This window comes from Streptomyces sp. MP131-18 (genome assembly GCF_001984575.1).
Taxonomy (GTDB): domain Bacteria; phylum Actinomycetota; class Actinomycetes; order Streptomycetales; family Streptomycetaceae; genus Streptomyces; species Streptomyces johnsoniae.
The window spans coordinates 1,305,529-1,330,482 of sequence record NZ_LZNS01000001.1 but is presented as its reverse complement, the minus strand read 5'-3'; the positions used below and the strand labels follow the sequence as shown (position 1 = coordinate 1,330,482).

At 71.9% G+C, this 24,954-nt stretch carries 17 protein-coding genes and 2 pseudogenes; 6 read left to right on the top strand and 13 right to left on the bottom strand.

Going from position 1 to position 24,954, the window contains the following annotated elements:
• Nucleotides 1-21 precede the first annotated feature (21 nt).
• Both STBA_RS05785 and STBA_RS05780 read right to left on the bottom strand, forming a co-directional pair.
• The gene (locus STBA_RS05785; RefSeq protein ID WP_077058209.1) at nt 22-1,554 is read right to left on the bottom strand and encodes an alpha-N-arabinofuranosidase; all 1,533 of its coding nucleotides are present in this window, start codon (nt 1,552-1,554) and stop codon (nt 22-24) included.
• A gap of 3 nt (nt 1,555-1,557) precedes the next feature.
• Nucleotides 1,558-3,069 carry a pyridoxal-dependent decarboxylase gene (locus STBA_RS05780; RefSeq protein ID WP_077063124.1) on the bottom strand — a complete coding sequence of 504 codons (1,512 nt, stop codon included), beginning with the start codon at nt 3,067-3,069 and terminating at the stop codon, nt 1,558-1,560.
• A 695-nt stretch (nt 3,070-3,764) separates the two neighbouring features.
• On the opposite strand from STBA_RS05780, the gene STBA_RS05775 reads away from it, so the two are divergent.
• On the top strand, nt 3,765-4,775 hold the full coding sequence (locus tag STBA_RS05775; RefSeq protein WP_077058208.1) for a LuxR C-terminal-related transcriptional regulator: 1,011 nt from the start codon (nt 3,765-3,767) through the stop codon (nt 4,773-4,775).
• Between the two features lie 253 nt (nt 4,776-5,028).
• Here the strand turns inward: STBA_RS05775 and STBA_RS05770 are convergent, their stop codons facing one another.
• Together STBA_RS05770 and STBA_RS05765 are read right to left on the bottom strand one after the other, a co-directional pair.
• Nucleotides 5,029-6,495, bottom strand: a complete 1,467-nt coding sequence (locus STBA_RS05770) for a GMC oxidoreductase (RefSeq protein ID WP_079251739.1) — start codon at nt 6,493-6,495, stop codon at nt 5,029-5,031.
• Nucleotides 6,496-6,687: 192 nt separating this feature from the next.
• Nucleotides 6,688-7,671 carry a methyltransferase gene (locus tag STBA_RS05765; RefSeq protein WP_171987651.1) on the bottom strand — a complete coding sequence of 328 codons (984 nt, stop codon included), beginning with the start codon at nt 7,669-7,671 and terminating at the stop codon, nt 6,688-6,690.
• 74 nt (nt 7,672-7,745) lie between these two features.
• Between STBA_RS05765 and STBA_RS05760 the strand changes: the two genes are divergently transcribed.
• On the top strand, nt 7,746-8,363 hold the full coding sequence (locus STBA_RS05760) for a methyltransferase (RefSeq protein WP_077058206.1): 618 nt from the start codon (nt 7,746-7,748) through the stop codon (nt 8,361-8,363).
• Between the two features lie 211 nt (nt 8,364-8,574).
• Here STBA_RS05760 and STBA_RS37620 read toward each other — a convergent pair.
• Together STBA_RS37620 and STBA_RS05750 are read right to left on the bottom strand one after the other, a co-directional pair.
• Nucleotides 8,575-8,991, bottom strand: a pseudogene (locus STBA_RS37620) (PTS transporter subunit EIIC); the annotation flags it as partial.
• Nucleotides 8,988-9,143: pseudogene (locus STBA_RS05750) on the bottom strand (D-beta-D-heptose 1-phosphate adenosyltransferase); the annotation flags it as partial. The pseudogenes STBA_RS05750 and STBA_RS37620, both read right to left, overlap by 4 nt.
• 143 nt (nt 9,144-9,286) lie before the next feature.
• Between STBA_RS05750 and STBA_RS05745 the strand changes: the two are divergent.
• The 4 genes from STBA_RS05745 to STBA_RS05730 all read left to right on the top strand — a co-directional run bounded on the left by STBA_RS05745 (nt 9,287) and on the right by STBA_RS05730 (nt 14,358).
• The gene (locus tag STBA_RS05745) at nt 9,287-10,594 is read left to right on the top strand and encodes an extracellular solute-binding protein (RefSeq protein ID WP_253194553.1); all 1,308 of its coding nucleotides are present in this window, start codon (nt 9,287-9,289) and stop codon (nt 10,592-10,594) included.
• Between the two features lie 74 nt (nt 10,595-10,668).
• The gene (locus tag STBA_RS05740; protein ID WP_253195209.1) at nt 10,669-11,544 is read left to right on the top strand and encodes a sugar ABC transporter permease; all 876 of its coding nucleotides are present in this window, start codon (nt 10,669-10,671) and stop codon (nt 11,542-11,544) included.
• A gap of 35 nt (nt 11,545-11,579) precedes the next feature.
• Nucleotides 11,580-12,467, top strand: coding sequence for a carbohydrate ABC transporter permease (locus STBA_RS05735; protein WP_077063122.1), 888 nt, complete (start codon nt 11,580-11,582; stop codon nt 12,465-12,467).
• A 67-nt stretch (nt 12,468-12,534) separates the two neighbouring features.
• On the top strand, nt 12,535-14,358 hold the full coding sequence (locus STBA_RS05730) for a sugar-binding domain-containing protein (protein WP_077058203.1): 1,824 nt from the start codon (nt 12,535-12,537) through the stop codon (nt 14,356-14,358).
• Between the two features lie 51 nt (nt 14,359-14,409).
• Here STBA_RS05730 and STBA_RS05725 read toward each other — a convergent pair whose 3' ends face one another.
• The 7 genes from STBA_RS05725 to STBA_RS05695 form a co-directional block, all read right to left on the bottom strand.
• Complete coding sequence (locus STBA_RS05725; RefSeq protein WP_077058202.1) at nt 14,410-15,639, bottom strand: MFS transporter; 1,230 nt, start codon at nt 15,637-15,639, stop codon at nt 14,410-14,412.
• Between the two features lie 67 nt (nt 15,640-15,706).
• Nucleotides 15,707-16,459, bottom strand: coding sequence for a phospholipid scramblase-related protein (locus STBA_RS05720; RefSeq protein ID WP_077058201.1), 753 nt, complete (start codon nt 16,457-16,459; stop codon nt 15,707-15,709).
• Entirely contained in the window at nt 16,456-17,766 is a 1,311-nt protein-coding gene (locus STBA_RS05715; protein ID WP_077058200.1) for a toll/interleukin-1 receptor domain-containing protein, read from the bottom strand. The genes STBA_RS05720 and STBA_RS05715 overlap by 4 nt, the downstream gene beginning before the upstream one ends.
• A 59-nt stretch (nt 17,767-17,825) precedes the next feature.
• Nucleotides 17,826-20,129, bottom strand: coding sequence for an alpha-glucosidase C-terminal domain-containing protein (locus STBA_RS37065; protein WP_077058199.1), 2,304 nt, complete (start codon nt 20,127-20,129; stop codon nt 17,826-17,828).
• Nucleotides 20,126-21,157 (bottom strand): hypothetical protein, encoded by a 1,032-nt coding sequence (locus STBA_RS37615; RefSeq protein ID WP_077058198.1) that lies wholly within the window; start codon nt 21,155-21,157, stop codon nt 20,126-20,128. The genes STBA_RS37065 and STBA_RS37615 overlap by 4 nt, the downstream gene beginning before the upstream one ends.
• The gene (locus tag STBA_RS05700) at nt 21,154-22,086 is read right to left on the bottom strand and encodes a MoxR family ATPase (protein WP_253194551.1); all 933 of its coding nucleotides are present in this window, start codon (nt 22,084-22,086) and stop codon (nt 21,154-21,156) included. Before STBA_RS05700 ends, STBA_RS37615 begins: the two co-directional genes overlap by 4 nt.
• Nucleotides 22,083-24,869, bottom strand: coding sequence for an NACHT domain-containing protein (locus STBA_RS05695; RefSeq protein WP_077058197.1), 2,787 nt, complete (start codon nt 24,867-24,869; stop codon nt 22,083-22,085). The genes STBA_RS05700 and STBA_RS05695 overlap by 4 nt, the downstream gene beginning before the upstream one ends.
• Nucleotides 24,870-24,954: the final 85 nt, after the last annotated feature.

Here is a 24,954-nt window from a genome sequence, read left to right as displayed (position 1 = left end):
GCTTCGCCTCCGGGCCGTCCGTCAGTCGCGCAGCGCGGCCGCGGGGTCGAGCCGGAGCATGGTCCAGGAGGTCGGCGGGAGCTGCGCCAGGAGCTTCCGATCAGTGATCTCGTGCTCCGTGCTCGGCTCAGGCACGACCTGCTCGGGGCTCGCCTCCGTGTTGGTGGCGTCGAGCCGGGTACCGCCCATCACCACATGCCCGACGACCGACATCTCGGGCAGGGCCCGCATCGCCACCTGCAGTGTCATCGGCTCGCTGTGGCGGTTCAGCGCGAAGACGGCGACGGCTCCGGACTCCGCATCGAGAGTCGCCAGCACATCGACCGCCGGCACGTCGCCGTACGTGGCCGAGTGCAGCTTCTCCACCCGGGGCTCGATCCGCAGAACGTGGCCGCGGGCATACCGGGCCATCAGTGCGAAGGGGTAGAAGGTGCTCTGGCGCCAGGCTTCGCTGCCGGGCTCGGCACGAATCGGGGCGATCACGTTGACCAGCTCCGACAGGCACGCGACCGTCACACGGTCACTGTGCTTGAGCAGGCTCATCAACATGCCCGCGACCGCCACCGCGTCCTCGGCCGTATAGGTGTCCTCGATCAGCCGTGGCGCGAACTCCCAGGTGAGGTTCTGGTCGGCGTACCGGTCGTCGATGCTGAACCGGCTCTCGTACCAGACGTTCCACTCGTCGAAGGCCACCTGGAGCTTCCTCTTCGACCGCAGCTTCGCGCCGACGTAGTCCGAGGTGGCCACCGCCGCGTCGATCAGCTCCTCGATGACCAGGCCGGAGGCGAGGTATCCGGCACGGTCGCCTTCGATGGGTTCGAAGTAGCCGTGGAGCGATACGTAATCCACATACTCATAGGCGTGTTCGAGAACAGTGGCCTGCCAGCTGTTCATGGTCGGCAGGAAACGCCATGAGCTGGCGCAGGAAACCACCTCGATGGTCGGGTCGATCCGCTTCATCGCCTTGGCCGTCTCGGCCGCGGCGAGACCGTACTCCACGGCGGATTTCTGCCCGATCTGCCACGGACCGTCCTGCTCATTGCCGATGCACCACATCTTGATGCCGTACGGATCCCGGACACCGTGGGAGATGCGCAGGTCCGAGTACTTCGTTCCACCGGGGAAGTTGGTGTATTCGAGCAGGTTGCACGCGTCGGCGATACCTCGGGTGCCGAAGTTCACCACCATCATCGGTTCGGCCTCGGCGAGCTGCGTCCACGACATGAACTCGTTCAGGCCGAAGGTGTTGGGCTCGATCTCACGCCATGCCAGTTCGAGGCGGGCCGGGCGTTCCGCGACGGGACCGACGGTATCCTCCCAGTCAAGGCTGGAGACGAAGTTTCCACCGGGATAGCGAGCCATGGTGACGCCCATTTCCCGGGCCAGTTGGAGTACGTCCTGGCGCAGACCGGCGGCGTCGGCCTTGGGATGGCCGGGCTCATAGACACCGCCGTACACACAGCGCCCCATGTGCTCCACCAGTGCGCCGAACATCCGGGGCGGCACCGGTGCGATCGTGAAGCCGGGTTCGAGAGTGACGTCGCAGTTGCTCATGGCTTAAGTTCCCTCCGCTTCCGTGGATGGCCGGGACTGATGGGACGCACTTTTGGCGGCCAGGTCGGCGCCGATCTCCCGGACCACGTCGACGAGTTCGACGAGATCCTCCGCACGCGTGTCGTAGTGCAGTACGCAGGCGCGCAGGACCAGCCGTCCCCTCAGCCGGGTGGTGGAAAGGAAGACCCGGCCATCGTTCTGCACCTCGACCTCGATCGCACGGTTGAGCCTGTCCAGCGCCTCCGGATCGTCGGCGGTGCCCTGAGGGACATAGCGGAACGCCACGACCGAAAGAGTGACCGGCGCCGCCATGCGCAGATCCGGCGCGTCGTCGATCAGTCCCGCCAGTTCCCGTGCGAGAGCCAGGTGCCGTCCGATCAGCTCACGCATTCCCCGCCCGCCCATGTGGCGCAGTACCGCCCACAGCTTCAGCGCGCGGAATCCGCGGGTCTGCTGAAACCCGTACTGGGCGAAATCGGGGCCGCCGATTCCCATGCCCTCCTCGGTGTGCAGATACGGCGGGACGTAGGCGAACGTCCGGCGCAGCAGGTCTCCGTCCCGGACCAGCGCGCACCCGCACTCCACCGGCACCGACAGCCACTTGTGCGGATCGATACTCAAGGAATCGGCGCGGGCGATCCCCTCGAACGAAGGCGCCACCAGGGGATGCGTACTCGCAACGGCGCCGTACGCGCCGTCGACGTGCAGCCACAGACCGTGCCGGCCACAGATGTCCGCAATGCGTGCCAACGGGTCGATCGCGCCCGAGTTGACCGTGCCCGCGGTGGCGACGACGCAGAAGGGCCGCTCGCCCGGGCCGGCATCCTGCTCGATCCGCCGCAAGAGAGAGTCGGGGTCCATCCGGTAGCGGCCGTCGACCTCCACGGTCCTCAGCGCCGAAGATCCAAGACCGAGCAGTTCGACGGCCTTGCGCACAGAACTGTGCGTCTCCTCCGAGACGTAGATGAGCAACCGCCGTCCGTCAGGTGGCCGTACCCCTTCCCGGCGGACGTCCCAGCCGTCGGTCTCGGCGACCCACTGGCGGGCGGCGGCCAGGCCGGTCATGGTCGCCATCGTTCCGCCGCTGACCAGAATTCCCGCCGCCTCCGCGGGGAACCCCATCAAGTGCTTGAACCACCCGAGCACTGCGGTTTCCACATGCAGGGCCGCGATGTCACCCACATCGGCACTCGGATTCTGTGCTGCCACCAGCATTTCGGCGAGTATGCCGACCGGCGCAGGAGCCGAGTTGATCCAGCCGAAGAACCGCGGATGCCCGTTGCCCATCGGATAGGGCAGGACGAATTCCCTGATCTCCTGTATCAACTGCGGGGCAGAAACCGAATGTTCGTCGAGTGCTTGTTCCTTCAGTCGCCGTCGCACCATGTCCGGCATGACGCGGAAGACCGGGTCCTCACGGATACCGGCCAGATAGTCGGCCACGATGCCGGCGGTTTCGTGAGCCAGTCGCCGGAATTGGTCCTCCGGCAGTGCGGGACCGATGTCATCGCTCATGATGCAGATTTCCGTGAGCCGCGTCCGGGCACCGGAATTCCCGTCACCCCGTGCGTCGAGCCTCTTCGGCACCGAGACAGCATCACGACTCCTGACTTCTGGGAGCGACGAAGGGCACGAGAGGACTTCATCCCGGACACGTGACGATCATGCTTCCGGCTCCGCGGTCGTGACATCCCTCCAGCCGACTACTGTCACCGGGCCGGCATAGTCACCGTGTCCACAGCCGCTCGGCACGACGTCGACGACTCCGACGCCCACCGACCCGGCCGGGTCCCCATGGGTGTTGCCACGCGCATGTGCCCAACCGTCTTCCTGCGGCCTGTTCCCGGCCTGTTCCGGCGGGTACGCTGCCCAGCGTGGACGCGTCTGGCACCGGCTTGTACGGACTTTGGCCTCGGAGGACTGCCAGGCGAGGGGCGAGTCGGTGGCACTCGGCCCCGGCGCCACGGCGACGGGTGACCCGTCACCGACTGTTCGCCCGCACGTCGCACTGCCTCCCTCATCTCACCCCCGGCCCTCCACCCGACGATGCCCTCTTTTGCGCGGCACGTGCAGCAGGCTTACGAGTGACGGGCTCGTGCGATGCAGGGAGCAGCCAACGCAGGGAAAGGGATGCCTTGAAAAACGGAAAGACTCGGGGAAGTGTGACCGATCTCCATCGCGTTCATCGGGCACCGAAAGTCGACACGGCGATGCTGCTGCCACCGCGACTCGAGGAACACGCCTACCAGGTTTACGACTGGGTCCTGGAGAACAGGGAAGTCGACTACCCGGCCATGGCCGCCGACCTCGGCTTACACCCGAGCGAGCTGCGGGACGCCGTGGATACGCTGGTGGCGTGGCGACTGCTGCGGGAATTGCCCGATCGGAGCGCGATCGTCGCCGCCCGACCCGACGCGGCACTCGCCGAGGCGATGCTGCCGCTGGAGAACGCCATCACCCGGCACCGGCTGGAGGTCAGCAGGACGCGCGACGAGTTCGACCGGCTGATGTCCGTCTACCTCGTCGCGGGCGAGCAGAGCGTGACCGAACCGCTCTCCTGCGCCGACGACGTGGACCACGCCCTGAGCGACCTCGCCGGGTCGTGCACGCGCGAAGTGCTGGTCGCCAACCCCGGCAAGGACCCCGCGCCCAGAGCACTCCGGCAGACGCTGTGGGGCGAGACCGGACTGCGTGAAGGGGTCCGGGTCCGGGTGCTGTACCAGCATCCGTCCCGGCTCGACGCCACCACCAGGGAGCACACCTCGGCGGCACGCCGAGCGGCCGCCGAGGTGCGCACCGTCGGCGAACTGCACGACCGGATCGTCGTGTTCGACCGGCAGGTGGCGGTGCTCATCGGCGAGGGTGCACAGGCCGGCATGGTCGTCCGGGAGACGTCCGTGGTCGACTTCCTGGCCCGGGTGTTCGACCGCTCCTGGGAGCAGGGCCTGGACTTCGCGGGTGAGGCAGGGAGACAGCACGAAGTCCGCGAGTTGGCCGACAGCGTGCAACAGAGCATAGTCAGACTGCTGGTCCAGGGCATACGCGACGAGGAGATCGCCCGGCGGTTGGACATCTCGGTGCGCACCTGTCGCAGGCACATCGCGAAGGTGATGGACCGACTGGGGTCGGAAAGCCGTTTCCAGGCCGGCTACTTGCTGCGCAAGCGGGGCTGGGAATTCCTGATCAACAGCTCCGACCACCGTGAACGAGACGTCAGGTGACACGGTGCGGGACGCCTGGCCGCGGCCCAGGAGCACCGCCGCCCTGACGCTCCTCCCGCTGGACCGGTGGCCGCCGGCGGCGATCGTGCGGTGAGCGCGTCCTCGATGAGCAGGTTCGGTCCTCATCCAGGGCGCTTTCGGCGAGAAACCGTCCGGCCGGCGGTTCCCGGGGACATCCTTCGGACGCCGGACGATCGTCACGGTACACGGAGCGGAGCGCCAGGCGCGGCCCCGGGGCGGGCCGCGGCAACGGTCAGGGATGCTTCGCCAGATGGGCCCCGAGGCGTCTGGCCAGAGCGAGAATCGTCAGGGCCGGATTGGCTGCGCCGGTCCTGGGGAAGGTGGCCGGTCCGCTGACGTACAGCCCGCGGACACCATGGAGCTCGCCGTCGGTGCTGAGCATCGGCCCGTAGGGCAGGGTGCCCGCCTCGTGCAGCTCGCTCCCCAGCCGGAAAGCGTAGGTGTGCGGTGGCCTGGGCGAGGTGATGCTGGAGGTCCGCTTGAAGGTGGTGGCGAGCGGATCGCCGCCGAGCGGATCGGTGAAGTGGAGAGTGGCCGGTTCCAGTCCCAGGCGGCCGCGTACCGTCTCCCACACGGTGGTCAGCAGGTGCCGCTGCGTCTCGATGATCTGGTGGTCGACGGCGTCATGGCGGCCGTCGACGACGACCGGCCATGGCCACTGCCCGGCCGGATCGCAGACGATCCTGCCGTTCTCGCCCCGGTGCTGCTCTCCCAGCACGTAGAACTCGAGGAGTGCCAACCCCTCGGGCGTCGTCGACGTGTGCAGGAAGAGATTGCCCACCGCGCCGCCAGGACCCGGCGGGCAGGGAGCCAGCAGGTTCTCGCCGCTGGACGCCAGCCGCCGCCACGGACCGGGCAGCCGGTCCAGCGCGACGGGCACCACCACTCCCTGGGCCACCTTGTCGACCAAGCCGGTCAACACGGGCACATCGTGCGCACCGGCGTCGTGCAACGCCTGGAGCGCGAGCCGGGAGTTCTCGAAGGTGCTGGCGCAGAGCACGACGCGGTCGGCGCGCAGGTCCTCGACGGCGCCGTCCGGGCGCCGGACGCGGACGCCGCGGACACTGCCGTCCGTCACCAGCACGCCCAGGACCTCGGCATCGGCGTCGACCTCGGGTGCGCCGTCGTGCAGCGGTGAGTAGGCCTCCCAGCGGCCGTCGTCCCCGTCCGGTCGCACGGCCCTGGGCAGCGAGGAGAGCGTCAGTCCGTCCAGACCGAGATCGGTGTGCTCGGTCGGTTCCAGCTTGAGCGAACGTCCGGTCCACTCCTCAAGCCGTCGTCTCTCACGGTCGTACAGGGAGGGGCCACCGCGCCAGGAGCGCGTCAGGTCCTCGGCGATCTCCCGGGGCCACGCCGCGGTGTCGTTCAGCACCGCTTCCTCAAGTGGCAGCACCACACCGTGCCAGTACAGCGAGCGGCCGCCCACGCAGCGGCGCAGCCCGGCGATGTCCGTCCAATTGTCGTTGGCGGATACGTAAGGCCGCCAGAAATGAGGATCGGTGACGGGATGAAGCCACATTTCGTCGGCGCGGACTCCGTCGTAGCGGGACCGGTAATGCCGTGTGCCGATGTCCGGTCCCGCCTCCAGGACCAGTGGCGGCTCCGCCCCCTCCTCGCACATGGCGCGGGCAACCGCGAGCCCCGCCATTCCGCCGCCGACAACAGCCGTTCCTCGGGGTGACGCTTGTTCGAGCATCATGAGGCGCTACATACCCTGTTCCGTGAGCAGATCACACCTGCACCGCAGGGGCGTGGGAGATCCACCGGAGATACCGTCGACCCGAATCGACTCGAATGGGGTGCCGCTCGAAAGAGGATTCCGAGAGTTGCGTTTCCGCCGATGCGGTGCACGGAGGGCTGGAGCGGACAGAGGGCGACGCGTCCTGGCCGATCAGCCGTCGGCCTCCAGCACCACGTGGCTCTTCCCGGGATGGCGCCGGGCCGTCAGGCCCACGTCGGCCAGGTGCCGCACATACCGCTCCTCAAGGCTGGCGTGGACGACGGCGAGCAGACGGTGCCCTCCGGACGTGCGACGCGCCAGCCCGCGCATGAGAGCGGTGGTCCTGGTCACGTCGATGTGCGTGGGCACGTTGCACACCGTCAGCGGAGTGTCCTCGATCTCCAGCGGATCCGTGCTGCAGACCACATCGAGCGGCACGTCATTGGCCTCGGCGTTACGGCCGGCCAACCACAGTGCCACGCTGTCCACATCGGTGGCCACGGCCCGATCGGCCACTCCGGCGCGCACCAGACCCAGGGCGAGCGGACCGTAGCCGACACCGACATCGGCGATGGTGGATACGTGCGGCTGCCGCAGTGCCACGTCGAAGAGATGAGCCGTGCCCTCGTCGATATGACCTGGTGAGAAGACACCGTAGTCGGCGGCGAACGTCAATACGTGGCCGTCCATCTGCGCGGCGAAAGTGCGTGGCTGGGGCGGGGTGACCTCAACGGGCGGACGACCCGCGATCCGGTACAGCCGCCCCGTACGGGCACGGCTGACGTCCCGCCAGCCGAGAGCTGTCAGCAATGCCGGCAGGGAGCCGGCGCCTTGCTGTTTCGCCAGAAACCAGGCAGCCGTGCCGCCCTCGGTGGCCAGGTGCCGCGAAACCAGCCAACTCAGCAGGGTGACGAACGCCTTGCCGCGGTAGCTCGGCACATGCACGTCCACGAGCGGCGCGCGGGGTAGATCGTCACGGACCATGGCCTCGTGAAGCCCGAGAACGACGGCACCGCCGCGCCTCGCCTCGTCGGACAGACCGTCGGCGGTCAGGGCCACGACACCCTCGCCGGCCGAAGCGGCGGCATCCGCCGGGCCGCCAATCGACCACCGGGTCAGGGAAGCCGGGGAATGTGCGGTGTGCTGCTGTTGCATTCGCATGACCAGCGTACTCTAATGCCTGGGATCGCAAACGCGGCGTCGGCTCATTCACATGCCATGATCGGCGCATGTCCCATTACTTCACAACTCCCGACGACCGGGGCATCGGCGCCGAAATGTCGCGCGTGCCGCTGCGCCTGCCGTTCGGGCCCGTGAATGAGGTCGAACTCCTCACCGCGCCCGGCGTCTTCTCCGCCTCACGCGTCGACCCCGGTACCTCGGTCCTGCTCCGCGCGCTGCCGCAGCCGCCCGCGCGAGGCACGTTCCTCGACATCGGGTGCGGCTACGGTCCGCTCACCGTCGCCCTCGCGGGAGCCTCACCCGAGTCGACGCTGTGGGCCGTCGACGTCAACGACCGCGCGTTGGAGCTCTGCCGCCGGAACACCGAGCGGCTCGGCATGTCAGGGGTGCGCTGCGCCCGCCCGGAAGAAGTGCCCGACGATGTGCGCTTCGACTTCATCGTCTCCAACCCGGCCATCCGTATCGGAAAGCCGCAGCTCCACGCCATGTTGCGACACTGGCTGGATCGGCTCGTGCCGGGCGGCGAGGCCTACCTCGTGGTGCAGAAGCACCTGGGCGCCGACTCGCTCCAGCGCTGGCTCGGCGAACAGGGATGGCCCACCGAGCGGTACGCCTCACAGAGCGGGTTCCGCATCCTGCGCTGCACCACCGCAGGTGACGACTGACCCGGCCACGACGGGGACTTCATCGGCCGGCAGCGACAGGCCCGGGTGGCTGGGTGGCCGAGTGGGCGTGTGGCGTTCGGCGAGCCGCGCCGGGTGACGTCCGCCGACGGGCCATCCGCGCACCCGCGGCGCCGCCCCCGGACCGTCCCGCAGGCCCGCCCGTCCCGGGTCGGTCCGCGTCGCAGAGACGGGTCCGCACGCGGGCCAGCGGGTCGGCCGCGGCGAAGGGGATGTAACCGGCCAGCACGGGCACCAGGAAGCCGAACGCGGCGCCGCCGATCTGGTTGAACAGCGCGGCCCAGCTGTCGCCCTCGGTCCACACGAAGTGCTCGGCGACGGACGGCGCGTTCGCTATTTCGTGGCCGCCGATCGCGAAGGACAGCGCGATGAGCAGACCGCCGGCCGCCACGAACGGCACCATGTAGCTGACGCCGCTCATCAGGTAGCGGCGGAGCCGGGCGCCGAAGCCCTCGCCCGGGGCACCCGCCGCCTCCGGCTCCGCGGTCCCCGCGGCCGGGCTCGCTTCCCCGCGTTCGGCCATGTACCTGACCTGCGCGATCAGCTCGGCGGGCCGGTTGATGCCTGCCTTCACACCGACGTCGACGGTCGGCTTCCCGGCGAAGCGATCCCCGGGTGGTCGGCGAGCCGGGCGGCGACCGGCAGGGCGTGGGTGACGACGGTGAGCGGGCACTCAACGGGGAGGACGGCGGCCAGCCGCGCGGTGGTCGTCCCGGCGTCGACGATCACGCTGCCGCTCGCGGGCAGCTCGGTGAGCGTTGCGCTCTTACCACAGAAAGACATACGCCTCAAAGTCTTTACAGCGGGTGTACATCGATGTAAAAAATGGCCGGAAACCCGCGGCGTCGGGGTTGGAAAGGTGCGACATGAGTTTTGACCATTCAGGGCATGGCGGCCATCCACGGATGGGACGGCGGGGCTTCCTGCGTTTCGGGCTCGCGGGAGCGGGCGCCGCCCTGGCACCGGGGCTGTTGTCCGCCTGCGCCTCGCCCGCGGCGTCCGGCGGGGCGAACTCCCTGCGCGTCTGGGATCTTTTCTCCGGCGCCGACGGGGTGCTGATGGAGGAGATGATCGCCGAGGTCACGCGGGGACCCGACGCCTTCGAGATCGACCGAACCATCCTGGAGTGGGGCTCCGCGTACTACACCAAGCTGGCCATGGCGGCGGCCGGCGGGCGGGCCCCCGAGGTGGCCGTGCTGCACCTGTCGCGGCTGGCGGGCTACGCGCCCGGCGGCCTCCTCGAACCCTTCGACTTGGAGCTGCTGGCCGAATTCGGCGTGCGCGAAGGCGACTTCGCGCCGGCGATCTGGCAGCGGGCCCAGTGGGACGGTGAGGTGTACGCGATTCCGCTGGACACCCACCCCTTCGTCTACTTCTACGACCTCGACATCGCGGAACGCGCGGGCCTGCTCGACTCCGACGGCGCCCTGGTCGAGATGGGCTCCCCCGAGGCGATGCTGGCGGCGAGCGCCGCGTTCGCCGAGGCCCAGGGCGGCATAGGCGTGCTGTTCGGCCACGTGACCGACCCGGCGCAGAACTGGCGGTTGTTCAACGGGCTCTACGCCCAGACCGGCAACACGTTCTCGCTGCCCGACGGCGGCGAGCCCGAGGTGGACATCGACGCGGCGACGGAGGTCGTCTCGTTCATGCAAAGCCTGTTCGACGGCAGCACCAACCCCAACAACCTCGACTACGACGGGGCGGTGGCCGCGTTCACCGACGGGCGCGGCGCCTCGATCATGGTGGGGGAGTGGGAGATGCCGGGACTGCGTGAATCGGGACGGCCCCTGGGCGCCGCGCCGTTCCCCAACGTTTTCGGGAAGCCCGCCGTGAACGCCGATTCGCACAGTTACGTGCTGCCCCGGCAGGAGAACCCCGACCCCGAACGGCGCCGCCAGGCCCACCGCTACGTGGCGGAGATGCTCAAGCGCAGCCTCGCCTGGGCCAGCGCCGGGCACATACCGGCCTATCAGCCGGTGGTCGACGACCCGGAGTACGCCGAGCTCGACCCGCAGTCCTCCTATGCCGAGGCGGGCGAGATCGCGGTCCTCGACCCGCCCACCTGGTTCACCGGCTCGGGGTCCAATTTCCAGATCCGCATGTCGTCGGTCATACAGAGTGCGTTGCTCGGCGACACCTCGGCCGCATCGGCGGCGCAGCAGATGATCGACGAGAGCGCCACGCTTCTCGACCAGCCCAACCCGGTCGTGTGACGAGGACTAGGAGCCGCAACGTGAGCACCACAGCTTCGAAAGTCCCCGTGACCGAGGAGGCCGGCGGGAGCACCGTGCCCGCCGCACCCGCCCGGCGTCGTCGCACCGGCCTGTTCTTCGTCCTCCCGTTCACGGTGGTCTTCGCCCTCTTCATGGTCTGGCCGATCGTCCAGGGCATCTGGATGAGCTTCACCGACCAGTCGCTGTCCCTGAGGGGCACCGAGTTCGTCGGCTTCGACAACTACGCCGAGGCGTTCGGCGACCCGGACGTCTGGAGTTCGCTGGGCAACACCGTCTTCTTCACCGTCATATCGGTGGTGCCGCTGGTGCTCCTGGCGCTGTGCATGGCGCTGCTGGTGCACACCGGGCTGGCCGGCCAGTGGGTGTGGCGGCTGGCGTTCTTCGCGCCCTATCTGCTGCCGGTGAGCGTCGTCACCATGATCTGGCAGTGGCTCTACCAGCCGGATCTCGGCATGTTCAACCAGGCGCTCGACAAGGTCGGCATCGCCCCGGTCGGCTGGCTTTCGGACGAGGCGTTCGCCATGTGGTCGATGGCCGCGCTGACCGTCTGGTGGACGATCGGCTTCAACTTCCTGCTCTACCTCGCCGCTCTCCAGTCCGTGCCCGACACCCTCTACGAGGCCGCCGCCCTGGACGGCGCCGGCGCCTGGCGGCGGCTGTTCTCGATCACGCTCCCGCAGCTGAGCCGTACCACGGTGCTCGTGGTGATGCTGCAGGTCCTGGCGTCGCTGAAGGTCTTCGACCAGATCTACATCATGACCAAGGGGGGTCCGAACGGCTCGACCCGGCCGATCCTCGAGTACATCTACGACGTCGGCTTCACCGGCTACCGGCTGGGCTACGCCTCGGCCATCTCCTACCTGTTCTTCGCGATCATCGTCATCGTCTCGATCGCCCAGCTGCGGTTCATGCCGCGCAAGGAGGGCTGACCGTGTCCGCCCCAACGACCACGCGTCCCCGTTCCCTGCCCCCGGCCGGGCTCCGGCGCCGACGCCCGCAGGAGGCGGCGGGCGCGCCGCTGCTGCTCGGTCACGGCCGGCTGCCCCGCGTGCTGGCGGGCGGAGCCCTCGGGATCTTCGCGCTGCTGTGGGTGCTGCCCTTCGTCTGGACTCTGATCACCTCCTTCCAGAGCGAACGGGACATCTCCTCGCCGGGGTTCAACCCGATCAAGGGCGCCCTGACCCTGGACGCGTACCGCCAGGTCTTCGACCGGGGCACGCTGCCGATCTGGGCGTTCAACAGCATTCTGACCGCGGGCCTGGTCACGCTGATCACGATCGTGCTGTCCACCCTGGCCGCCTACGGCTTCTCGCGCGGTACGTTCCGCGGGCGGCGGGCGCTGCTGGCCGTCACGGTCGCCTCGATCATGGTGCCGCCGCAGCTGCTGATGGTGCCCCTGTTCCAGGAGATGCTCGCGTTCAACCTGGTGGACACCTACTGGGCGATCATCCTGCCGCAGGTGGTGGCGCCGATGATGGTGTTCATCCTCAAGCGTTTCTTCGATGCGATACCGCGCGAGCTGGAGGAGGCCGCCCGCATCGACGGCGCCTCCGATCTCCGGGTCTTCTGGTCGATCGTCCTGCCGCTGTCGCGGCCGATCGTCTCCGCCGTCTCGGTGTTCGTCTTCATCGGGGCGTGGAACAACTTCATGTGGCCGTTCATCATCACCAGCGATCCCGACCTGATGACGCTGCCGGTCGGCCTGGCCACGGTCGAGGACGCCTACGGCGTCGCCTACGCCCAGTCGATGGCCGCCGCCGTGCTGGCCGCGGCACCGCTGATCATCGTCTTCCTCTTCTTCCAGCGGCGCATCGTGAAGTCCGTGGCCACCACGGGCCTCGGCGGTTCCTGACCGCGGCGCGCCGCCGCCCGCACGGTACGGAACCCCGTACCGACCGTTCCCTCCCACAGGAGTTCTTGTGTCCTCCCCCTCCGCCGTACCGCGGCCCGAGTACCCCAGGCCGCAGTTCGTCCGCGGCGACTGGCTGAACCTCAACGGCACCTGGCAGTTCGAGTTCGACCGCGGTGACAGCGGTATCGAACGCGGCCTGCTCGATCGTGACCTCAAGGGCGAGATCACCGTTCCCTTCTGTCCGGAGTCCGAGCTGTCCGGCATCGGCGAGACCGACTTCCTGGAAGCCGTCTGGTACCGGCGCACCCTCCTCGCACCCGCGGCCTGGGCGGGCAAGCGGATACTGCTGCACTTCCAGGCCGTCGACTACGACACCACCGTGTGGGTCGACGGCACCGAGGTGGCGCGTCACCGCGGCGGCTTCACCCCCTTCACCGCCGACCTCGGCGGTGTGGCCGTGCCCGGCCGGGAGTTCACGGTCACCGTCCGGGCCCGCGACCCCAGGTCCGGGCCGCAGGCCCGCGGCAAGCAGGCGGTCAGGTACGCCAACCACGCCTGCAACTACACCCGCACCACCGGCATCTGGCAGACGGTGTGGCTGGAGGCGGTGCCCGAGGTGCACCTGCGGCGCCCCCGCGTCACTCCGGACCTGGCGGGCTCCGCCTTCCACCTGGAGCTGCCGCTTTCGGGCAACCGCCCCGGGTACCGGGTGCGGGCGGTCCTGAGCGACGCCGGGGGCGAGGTGGCGCGCGCCGAGGCGCGGGCCGACCTCGACCTGGCGCCCCGGCTGTACCTGCCGGTCCCGGAGGACCGCCGCCGCACCTGGAGCCCCGAGGACCCGCACCTGTACGACGTGCGTCTCGAACTCCTCGACGCGGCGGGTGACGTGGTCGACGCGGCCGACAGCTACGCCGGACTGCGGGCGGTCGGAATCCGCGGCAAGGCGATCACGCTCAACGGCAAGGCGGTCTTCCAGCGGCTCGTCCTCGATCAGGGCTGGTACCCCGACGGGCTGATGACCGCGCCGAGCGACGAGGCGCTGGTCCGGGACATCGAGCTGGCGATGGCGGCCGGGTTCAACGGGGCCAGGCTGCACCAGAAGGTCTTCGAGGAGCGTTTCCTGTACCACGCCGACCGGCTCGGCTACCTGGTGTGGGGCGAGTTCGGGGACTGGGGCTGCGAGGTCGGTGGCACCTCGGGCGACAATCAGCAGCCGGACGCCTCCTACGTCGGCCAGTGGCTCGAGGCCGTCGAACGCGACTACTCGCACCCCTCGATCGTCGGCTGGTGCCCGCTGAACGAGACGTACCAGAAGCTGCATGACCGGATCACCCAGCTCGACTCGGTGACCCGCGCCATGTATCTGGCGACCAAGGCGATGGACACCACGCGCCCGGTGGTCGACGCGTCCGGATACTCCCACCGGGTCGCCGAGACCGACGTGTACGACTCGCACACCTACGAGCAGGACCCGGCCGCCTTCGCCAAGCAGGTCTCCGGGCTCGACCGCGACGAGCCGTACGTCAACGCCTATGCCGACGGCCGCGCCTGGTCGGTGCCCTACCGCGGACAGCCGTACTTCGTCAGCGAGTTCGGCGGCATCTGGTGGCACCCGGAGACGGCGGCCGAGGCGCGCGGCGACGACCGCCAGGAGTCGTGGGGGTACGGCGACCGGCCGCGCGACGAGGAGGAGTTCCAGGTCCGCTTCGCCGGTCTGACCCGCGTGCTGCTGGACGATGAGAACATGTTCGGCTACTGCTACACGCAGCTGACGGACGTGTTCCAGGAGCAGAACGGCATCTACCGCTTCGACCGCACCACGAAGCTGGACGTGGCGCGGGTGCGGGCGGCGCAGCTGCGCCCCGCCGCGATCGAGCGGCGCGAGGACTGACGCCCAGGGTGGCCCGGGCCGGCCCGCCGGCCCGGGCCACCGCCGGGCGGTTCAGTCCGCGGTGCCGGCACCAGTGCCGGTACCCGTGCCGATCTCGGTGCCGCGGGCGCGGGCGTCGAGGATGCGGGACGTGAGGAGGACGACGAGGGCGGCCAGCGGCACGATCACCAGGCCCAGCCGGATCGACTCCGCGTCGGCGACCAGCCCGACCAGGGGCGGCGAGAGCAGGAAGCCGATCCGCAGCAGGAACGCCGTCACGGTGATGCCCGCGCCCGGCCAGAGACCGGGAATCTCGTCCGCGGCGTGGTACGCGGCGGGGATCAGGGTGGCGATGCCGAGCCCGGCCAGCCCGAAGCCCGCGATGGTGCTCGGCACCGAGGGCCACAGCAGCGCGGCGCCCATGCCGACGAGGACGAGCACCGCGCCGAGCCGGGCGGTGCTGCGTTCGCCCAGCCGCTGCACGACGCGGTCGCCGAGAAGCCTGCCGATCGTCTGCATGCCCTGGAGCGAGGCGAAGGCGAGACCGCCGACGAAGGCGTTGGCCATCAGCTCGTTGCGCAGGTAGACCGAGCCCCACGAGGCGCCCGAGTCCTCGATGACGGCCGCCGCCGCGGCGAGCAGGCCCAGGACGGCCAGCAGGCCGACCACGGGCAGGCCGAGCCCCGGCCGCCGGCCCGCCGGGTCCGCCGTGTCCTGTTCCCGTTCGGCGTCCTCCGCGCCCGGCAGCAGGCAGCGGGAGGAGACGAAGGCGGCGGCCACCGTCAGGGCGCCCACCGCCGTCAGGTGCCCGGCCAGCGGGAGACCGGCCTGTGCCGCTCCGGCGCCCGCGATGGCGCCGAGCACCGCGCCGACGCTCCACAGGCCGTGGAACGCGTTCAGGATCGACCGGCCGTAGAGCCGCTGGACGCGCAGGCCGTGCGCGTTCATCGCCACATCCGTGATGCCGTCCAGGCTGCCCGCGATGAACAGCGCGGCGCACAGCAGCGCGAAACCGGGGGCGGTGCCGACGAAGACGATGTTGACGCCCATCAGGGCCAGCGAGATCACGGCCGTCCAGGCGGAGCCGAACCGTTTGATCAGCGGGCTGGCGAGCAGCCCCACCACGAGGGCGCCGAGCGGCATCGCCGCGATCGCGGTGCCCAGGGCGGTGTTGGACAGTCCGAGGTCCGCCTTGATCTCCGGATAGCGCGGGACCACGTTGGCGAAGACGAAGCCGTTGGTGAAGAAAAGCGCGGCGACGGCGACGCGCGCCCGGACGGCTCGGCCGACTGCGGTGGCCATAGATCTTTTCCCGCCTGCGGTCGGACATAGGTGCGGTCGAAGATCATACAAGCCGTGGGGAGCTGGGTCAGCCGAGCCCTCGGGAATCCTGCTTGAGCGCGGTGTCCACCGTCAGGGCGGTCGCCACCACCAGGCTCAGCAGCGGCTCCGCCAACTGCCGGTGGATCTGCACCACATAGTTGTCCGCCGTGGTGAACATCGTTTTGGCGAGCCCTTCCCAGGTCTTGGTGATCCGCGCCACCTCCGTCTCCGTGTGGTCGACGATGGCGAAATTCCACGCGCGCCAGTTCTCGGCCCGGACGGCGCCGACCTGCCGCCCCTCCGACATGATCGCAAAGTTGATCTTGCCGATCGCGTTCTGCTGCACGATCTCGCCGACCTCACGGCCGTCCGTGCGCGTCACGATCACCCGCGACTTCACAAACTTCGCCGGCCGCGTCAGCACCAGATGCGGCTGCCCCTGCGCGTCCCTGATCTCCAGCCGGTGGGTCATGAACTGGTCCAGGCTGGACAGGAACCGCGCCGCCTTCTTCAGCGTGCTCTGGCCGACCTGCACCACCGCGCCTATCGTCTGCCCGTTCTGGTCGAAGACCGCGTACTCGTTCGTCAGCTCGATGATCTTGGTCTTCTGGCTCACCACGAGCACCGGCTCGGTGAACGGGGAGCCGCCACCCGCCGGTTGCTGCGGCGCGGATGCGCTGGCGGTCCTCTCCCGGTGCGTCTGCTCGGTCCACCGGCTGCCGTCCCACCAGCGCAGCAGGTTCGGCGCACCGTACGGATCGGCGTACCACCCCGCCGCGGGTTTCGTTTGTCCTGTCATGTCCCGAAGGCTACTCCGCCGCCGCGCCCCGGCTCCCGGCCGTGCCCCGCCGAAGGGGCGGGCGGCACCGGCGTGAAGTCCCGGTGGGTGAGCACCATGTCCAGCTCCTGCTCGGGCGGCAGGCTCGCCAGCAGCATCCAGGGCCCGGCCCTGCCGTCCGGCGCCCCGCCGGTGGTGAAGAGGAACAGCAGTTGCGGGAACGCGGCCGTCAGGCGCCGGACCAGCTCCTGGTCCGGCTCCGCGTTCAGCACGATCGTCACCGGCCCGCACTCCTCCTCCTGCCGGGCCAGGATGCGCCGCAGGTCCTCCGCGCCGCACGGCATGCCGTAGCACAGCTCCCGCACCAGGAAGGCGTGGATCTCCTCGACCAGGCCGTCGACGAACCCGCCGCCCGGCCGCGGCACCGGCTTGTGCAGCGGCCACGGCCGCGGATGCTCGCTGGCCCGCCGCACGTACATATCGGCCGTGCCCGGCCAGCGGGCCCGCAGCAGCGCGGTCCGCCCGCCCCCCGCGCCGCGCAGGCCGTTCAGCTGCTCGGCCGCAAGACCCGGCACCCGCGCGAACGGCACCACCACGTCGACCACTTCCTGCCGGTGCTCCTCCTGCGTCAGCAGGTGCAGGAACCGGCCGAGCGCCTTGCGCATCGCGCAGTGCGCGCCCAGCGCGGCCACCGGCCGTTCGCTCAGCAGCCCCGCCGACACCACGTAGCCCATGTGCGCGGGCGCCTGCGGCAGCACCGTCACGCCGAGCAGCTCCGCGACATCTGTGAGCACGACGGGGGACAGGACGCCGACACGGTCCGCGATCAGCTCCGTCACCCGCGGGTACGGCAGCGACCCGTGCCGCTGCGCCAGCCGCACCAGCGTCTCCCGCAGCCGGTGCGGCGGGGCCTTCGGATCGTCCTCGGTGCCCCAGTCGGGCATGTCGAACCGGTCGAGGCCCACCTTCTCCAGCTTCGACCCGCGCAGCTGATGGCGGCGCACCCCCGGCAGGGGGACCGGCAGCACGGGGAACGCGCCGTCCGTCACCTCCCACAGGTAGGCGGCGACGATCGCCTCCTCCAGCACCCAGTGCGAGCCGAGCGCGTGCGGCGAGATCAGGACGACGGCGCCCTGGCAGCTGCCGAGTTCCCGCATCAGCACCCCGTGCCAGGCGTCGCCCGCCGCCAGCACGTCCCGGTCGGAGACGGGCGTGCAGCCTGCCTCCTCCACCAGCCGCAGCGCGGCCTCCAGGTACCCGGAGCAGCCGCAGGACGCGTCGGCGCACGCGCGGGAACTGTGGCTGACGAATATGCGCGGGCGGGCCATGTCGGGCGGCTCCCTGGAGGTGCGGGTCGGGTGCGGGCGGCGGACGGTGGCGCGGCGGCTCAGTCGTCCGGCGCGGGCGCCAGCAGCCGGAACCACCGCACCCCGTGCCCCGGAACGGCCACCCGCTCCGGCAGCCGGTCGCGCGGCAGGTCCCGGCCCTCGCCGAGCAGGTCGACCGGCCGCCCGGCCGGCGGCTCGTCCCCGAAGGCGAAGCCGGCTTCCGAACCGGACATGTTGACCAGGCACAGGACTCGCTCGTCCCCGTGGCGGCGCAGCAGCCCGAGGACGCTGTCGTCCGCGCGGATCACCTCGCAGTCCCCGCGGGAGAGCGCCAGCTGGTTGCGCCGCTGGCGCAGCAGCGGCCAAAGCGCGCCGGCCGTCGCGAGCGGCAGCGGCAGCGCCGGTGAACCGGGCAGCGACAGGGCGAACGCGGCGGCCCGCTTGGCCGCCCGGCCCGTGACCCCGGCGTCCGGGGGCTGCGGCAGGGGGAGGCTGAGCTGGGAGTCGGGGGCGAGGTGCAGGATGACCGACGCGACGTACTCCTCGGCGCCCGACACCGTCGCCGCCGTCTGCCTGCGGGCGGAACGCGGCCACGTCGGCAGGCGCACCATCAGCGCCCGGTCCTGGTAGGCGGCCAGCAGGTGCCCGAGATCCGCCGGCGGCGGCAGGCGTCCGCCGCCACCGGACAGGCGCACTCCGTCGGCCCCGCGGTCGAGCAGCCGCCGCACGTGGTCGAGCAGGTCGGCCGGGTGCGCGGAACCACCCACCACATCGACCAGCAGGCGCAGCCCCATGGCGCGCGCGTGCGGAAGCAGTTCGAGCAGCGCCCCGTCCGCCCCGGGCCACGCATCGGTGAGCACGATGCCGTCAAGGCCCGCGGTGGCCAGGGCGGGCAGCCGGGCGGGCAGCCCGGCGACGTCCGCCGCGCCCCACGGCACCTCGGCGAGGACACAGCCGCGGCTCCACGGCGGCAGCCCCGGCGTCTCCTCGGGGGTGAACGCCTCGGGTGCCAGCAGGAACGCGGAACCGTCCTCGGCCCGGATCTCCACGGGACCGCCGGTCCCCGCCGCCACCCACGTGCCCCGGCCCGCGTCCGCGTGGTGCGTGACGTGGAAGGGCAGCAGCCGCCACAGCTCCGGGTCCCCGGCCCCGGACACCGGGCGCAGCAGCAGAGCGTCCGAGAGCATGGCGCGCCCGCCAAGCTCCCGCATCGTCGGCAGGTCCCACACCACCGGCCGCCCGTTCTCCCGCCAGGTGAGGATCTGCCCCTCGTCCGACAGGGCCGGCTGCCGCCGCCCGCTCCCCGGCGGGATGCGGTCCGTCTCCGCCCCGGAGTCGTCGTGCAGCGCGATGGCCCCGTCGGGCAGCAGCACCGCGACCCGGGCCCGGCCGCCGGGCTCGCGCGCCACGGCCACCTCGCCCGTCGCCCCGGGGTGCGCCACGTGCAGCACGGCGTTCCCCTCCCGGTCGAAGATCTGGACGACGGTGAACGGCAGGTGCGCGGTGTCCCCCTCGCGCAGCTCGATCCGCCGCGGCTCGTCCACATGGCTCAGCAGGTGCCGCACGTCGAGGCGCGTCCGCGGTCCGCCCGTCACGCGCACGACCCGGTCGCCCGGCCGCGGCGGGCGGCTGAGGACGAGGCCGTCGGACAGCAGCCGCACGCCGAGGGCGACCTCGCGGTGCACCAGGGCGCGGGCCGCGGAGGCGACCGCGGGCGGGTGGCCGTGCGGGTTCTCCGGCGGCTCCGTTCCCAGCCGTTCGGCCGAGGCCACCTGGACCTGCCACACGTCGCGGCGGGAACGGACGCCCGGCGGCAGCCGGTTCAGGTAGTACAGCGCCCAGCGCCCCATGTCGTCGCCGCTTTCGCCCTCGTCCGCGACCGCGGCGAGCAGCCGCCCCACCTGCCGCGACAGGTGCGTTTCCGCGACGGCGGCGGGCGCCACGTCCGCCCACAGCAGGTCCTCGCACACCCGCACGATGCCGGGGGCCCTCGCGTGGGCCTCGTCGATCAGTGTGCGCACCGCCAGCCGGTGCGCCGCGGGCCGCTCCGCCAGCCGGGCGCGCAGCGCCGCCGCGGCCTCGGGCGAGAACAGCAGCGCCCTGTCGCCGACCGCCTCCACCAGCGGCGAGAACCACAGCTCCGCCTCCAGGCCCGCCGTCGAGCGCGGCACGAAGCGCAGCCGCGCGCGCCGCAGCAGGGGCCGGTCCACGGTGGCCGCGAGCGACAGCGACTCCGCGAGCGTCACCAGGTCGGGCCGCTCCCGCGCGAGCCGGGCCAGATAGTCGCCGAAGTCGCCGAAGGCGCCGGAGTCGCCGGGGCCGGTCTCGGGCGTGGCCTCCCGCGCGGGGCCCGCGGTGCTCACGGCCCGGCCTTCCGCGCCCGCCTCGCCACCGTGACCGACAGGCCGCGGTCGAACGGGATCAGCGTCACCCGCTGCCGCAGCGGCGCCGGGTGGCGCTCCGCGGGGTAGGGGGTGAGGCACACGACCGGGCACCCGGCGTGCCGCACCGAGTCCACGAACCGCGTCCACTCGGCCGCGGCCGCCACCGCGGCACCGGCGAACGGCGGGCGCAGCAGGCCGAGATCGGACACCAGGACCACCGGCGTGCCGGGCGTCGGCGGCCGGTGCGGCTGCGGGGCGAGCGGGTCCGTGCCGACCACGCCCCGCGCCGGGGAGCCGCGGAACCGCAGCGTCTCCACGCGCTCCCGCCCCGCGACGCCGCCGACCAGGGACCGCAGCCAGTCCCTGTCCTCGGTGAACGGGGCCATGCCGGGGCCGTGGTCGATGAGCAGCTGCACACCCTGCCTGGTGCTCGGCCGCCGCAGGCGCGGCACGGAACGCACCGCCTGGTGGCGCGACACCTTCCGCATCAGGACCCGCTGGTCGACGCGCGTGCTCTCCACCGGCGTGGAGACCACGGCGAACATGACGCCGCGCGCCCAGCCGGGCGTCCACGGCGGCTCGTAGGACAGCGCGGAGAGCTGCCCCGCGGCGGACAGCGGCTCGGGCAGCGACGGCCGCCCGGCCGGCCCGGGGCCGCCACGTTCCGTGACGGTCAGCGAGAACGCCGGGGCCGCGGCAGGAACGGGCGGCGTCGGCCGGTCCGCGTCGGCGGGCGAGGCCGTCCGCCGCGCCGCCCCCGCGTCCCCGCCGGCCGGGCCCGTCGGCCGGTCGCCCGCCCCGCGTGCGCCCGCGCCCGTGCCCGTGCCCGGCACGGCCCGCGGGTGCGCCGCGGCGCTGCGCGGAACGTCGCGCGCCCCGCGCGGCGCGGGAGGGCCCGCGAGCCCCAGCAGTTCGCAAACGGCGCCCGCGGTGGCCCGGTCGGCGGGCCGCAGCGCGGCCAGCGCCCTGACCAGGTCGCCGAGGAAGATCTCGCCGCGCCCGCTCATGCCCGGTGGTCCCACGCGTCACGCCGTTTGCGCAGCGCCACGGCTTCGAGCACCTGCCACTCCGGCGTGCCGGGGACCACCCCGAGCTGCTGCCCGGCCTTGAGCGCGTCGAGGAATTCGGCGGTGCTCGGCCCCGCCGCCCCGTCGTCGAGCCGGTCCCTGAAGTTGAGCAGGGCCCCGGCGACCTGCCGGGCGAGCGTCTCGTCGTACCGCGCCCCGAGGTGTTTGCGCGCCACGCGCAGCAGGTGTTCCTCCGAGGGCGCGCTCAGCTCGAACACGATGCAGCGGCGCAGGAACGGGCGGGGCAGCTCGCGTTCGTCGTTGGTGGTGATGACGACCAGGGGGGCCTGCGCGGGGGTGACCGTCACCCGCCGCCCGCTGTCCCACGGCACCGGGAACGACAGCGAACCCAGCGGCTCCAGCAGGCTGTTGGGCAGGTCGGGGTCCGCCTTGTCGATCTCGTCGATGAGGACGACGGACCGCGAGGCGCGGGCCTCCTCGAAGGCCAGCCACAGCGGGCCCTTCGGGTAGTAGACCGCCATGTCCTCCGACAGCGCGTTGGCCTGCGCGTCGTTCAGCCGCCGCAGCGCGTCGAAGCGCCACATCAGGTCCTCCGGCTCGGTGCGGGCCGTCACCACGAACGAGCGGTGCCGCCAGCCCAGGATGCGCGCCACGTTCGGCGCGAGCGAGGACTTGCCCGAGCCGGGAGGCCCGTAGAGGAGCAGCGGACGGCCGGTCTTCAGCGCGACGTTGACGGCGAGCACGAGCCGTTCGTCGTCGAAGACGTAGACCTCGTCGTCCTCGGCGTAGCCGTCGTCCGCGTCGCTCGCGGTGGTGGCCCGGCCGGTGTCCCGGACCGGGTCGAACTCCTTGGCGTAGCGCAGCATGTCGTCCCCCGGCTGCCCCCCGCCCGACTCGTCCGGCCTCACGGGCGCACCTCCGCAGGTTCCTGAGGGTGGGTCTCGTCGACCAGCCCGCCGGGGCGGTGCAGGACGAGTACGGTCGGCAACGCGGCCCGGGCATCGGGCACCTCGAACGGGTTCTTCGCGTCGGGAAGATACAGCACGCGCAGCCAGTCGGCCCCGGCCAGCCCACTCAGCACATTCAACGGCGGGGTGGGCCGCAGTTCGAGGAACATCACGCCCGTGGCCGCCAGGACGGACAGGTCCGTCAGGCGGCACCGGTCCAGCACGAGCGACCGCAGCCGCGGCAGGCCGGGCAGCCGGCGCAGTGCCTCCTGCGCGACGCCGTTGCCGATCAGCGCGAGGGAGCGCAGGTCCGGCAGCCCGGCGAGCGCGCCGAACCTGGCCCGGTCGCCGAACGAGACGACGGTGTGCACCCGCGCCGCTGCGCCGAGTCCGGTCCAGGGCTGCCCCGCGGACAGCACGAGCACCTCGGGGTCCGGCGCGAAGGGTTGGTCCGGCGGGGCGGCGCTCGCCGGATCGGCGGCAGGCCGGTCGGGCAGCCAGCCGGGGGGCAGCGGCCGGTCGGGCAGCCAGGGGCCGCTGCCCGCCGAGGCGCGCCGCGCCCGCTCCGCGAACCGCTCCGCGAGGGCGGCTCCCGCGGGCCCGCCGATCCGCGCGGCCAGGTCGCGGATCAGCAGGGCCGTCGGCCCGTCCACGTCCTCGGGCGCGGGCAGCAGTTCGAGTACCAGCGGCCCGGCGGCGGCCAGCAGGGCGACGCCCTCCTCGTTCGCGGGCGGGACCAGCCCGGCGGAGTGTCGCAGGATGTCCGTGCGCACCTCCGGGTCGAGTTCGGGCGCCTCCGCGAGGCAGGACAGGGCGAGCAGCCGCAGCCGCACGCCGCGGGCGGTGTCCCCGGCCCGGCCGCCGCGCTCGACCAGGCCCGCCAGCAGCAGGGAACGTTCGCGCGGCCGGGCGAACGCGACCGCGGAACGGAACACGTCCTCCCACGGCGCCTCCTCCTCGACCCGCGCCACGAGCATCGGCAGGTCGTTCTCCAGCACCGCGGCGCGGCCGGCGAAGTGGTCGAGGAACGCGCGGTCGAGGAAGGCGACGTTCCCCGAGGCCGTCCGGTGCACCACCCCGCTGCGGACGATGAGGAGACGCAGGAACTCCTCCGCGGGCGGCATGCCGGACCACCGGCTCTGCGCCGTTTCGACCGAGCGCACGGCGCTTTCCCAGGGCATCTCGGACGAGCCGTTGCGCACCAGCCAGTAGGCCAGGCGCTGCAACACCTCGGTCTGCGCCTCGTACGCCGGAGCCGAGTTCTCGGTCAGGCCGCGTTCGGTGTCCCGGCGGCGCAGCAGGCCGAGCACCGCGTCCAGGAGCGCCGCCCGGCCGCGGAGCAGGCGGCCCCGCTCCAGGTGCAGCGCGCACAGCAGCGTGCACATGAGTGGGTTCGTCGCCAGGCGCGTCAGATCGCCGCGCAGGCGCAGCGTGGCCAGCAGTGCCTCGGCCGTGTCCTCGTCGGCCCCCGCGGCCCGGTGCCACCGGCGGACGAGGTCCCCCATGGCGGCGGCGGACAGCGGTCCGAGGGACCGTTCGGCGAAAACGCCGTAGCGGCCGGCCCAGGACGACAACGCCGGGTCGGGCCGCGAGGTGACCAGCCAGCGGTTCCCGCGGAAGGCGGCCAGCAGGTCCTGGAGCCACGCGCCGACCCGGTCCCGCTGCCGGGGCGGCGCCTCGTCCACGCCGTCGACCAGCACCAGCGCCCGCCCCGCGGCGAACACCTCGGACGCCCAGCCCGCCGGCGCCTCCCCGAATTCGGCGGCCCGCGGGAAGTCCTCGGGCGGCGGCAGGGGGCGGCCGGAGCGCATCAGCGCCCGCAGCGGCAGGACGAACGGCACGCTGTCGGCGAACGGGCCCTGTCGCCGGGCGGCGGCCACCGCGAGGCGCTGCACGACCGCCGTCTTGCCCGATCCGGCCGGGCCCCACAGCAGCACCCGGTGCCGGGTCGCGAGCACCTGCTCGATCCCCTCGACGGCCGCTCTCCGCCGCCCGAGGACCTCGGGCGGCAGCCAGACGGCGTCGAGCGGCACGGCGTGGGCGCCGCCGGCCGACCCGTTCACCGTCAGGTCCCCGTACCGCGCGACGACGCCGTCGCGCCAGCGCTGCTCGAACGCGGTGCGCAGGGCCGGGTCCGTCACCGGCACCCCGTGCTCGGCCAGTTGCCGGACGAAGCCCGCGTCCCGCAGCAGCGTCGCGGCGGCCGTGACGATGTGACCCTGCGCCGAACGGTGCCGCCCGACCAGGGCGACCAGCGCGGCACCCATCAGCACCGGCGCGCCGATGATGCCCGCGAGGCCGAGCCAGCGGCGCACGCGCAGCGAGAGGTGGTCGGCCCCGGGGGAGTGCGGGACGAACTCGCAGGCGTCGCCGAACAGGCGCGGCTCGCCGCCCGGTTCACCGCCGTAGTGCTCGACGCGCATGTCGCTGGCCGCGGCCGAGCGCACCGGCGCCAGAATCAGCGGGCCGCGGGCGGCGAACTCCTCGTCCGACAGCAGGGGCCGTTCGGCCCGCAGCAGGGCCGCGTCGTGCCCCTCGTCGGCCTGCGACCAGACGGCCTCGGCCGGAACGTTCTCGGCGTGCCCCGGCAGGGTCAGCCGGATGGTGCCCGCCCGCGGCAGGTAGCCGGTCAGCACGAGCCGCGGTGCCAGCAGGAATCCCGTCGAGTCGGATTCGCCCGCGCGGACGACGACGGCGCGCCCGCTCGTGCCCTCCACCCCGCTCGTGCCCTCCTGCGCGGCCACGGCGCACCCCTCCCTGTGAGCCGGCGAAACGCCAAGTGACGCATTCTATCGGCGCTTTGCGCCCCCCTACCGGCGTCCGCGACAA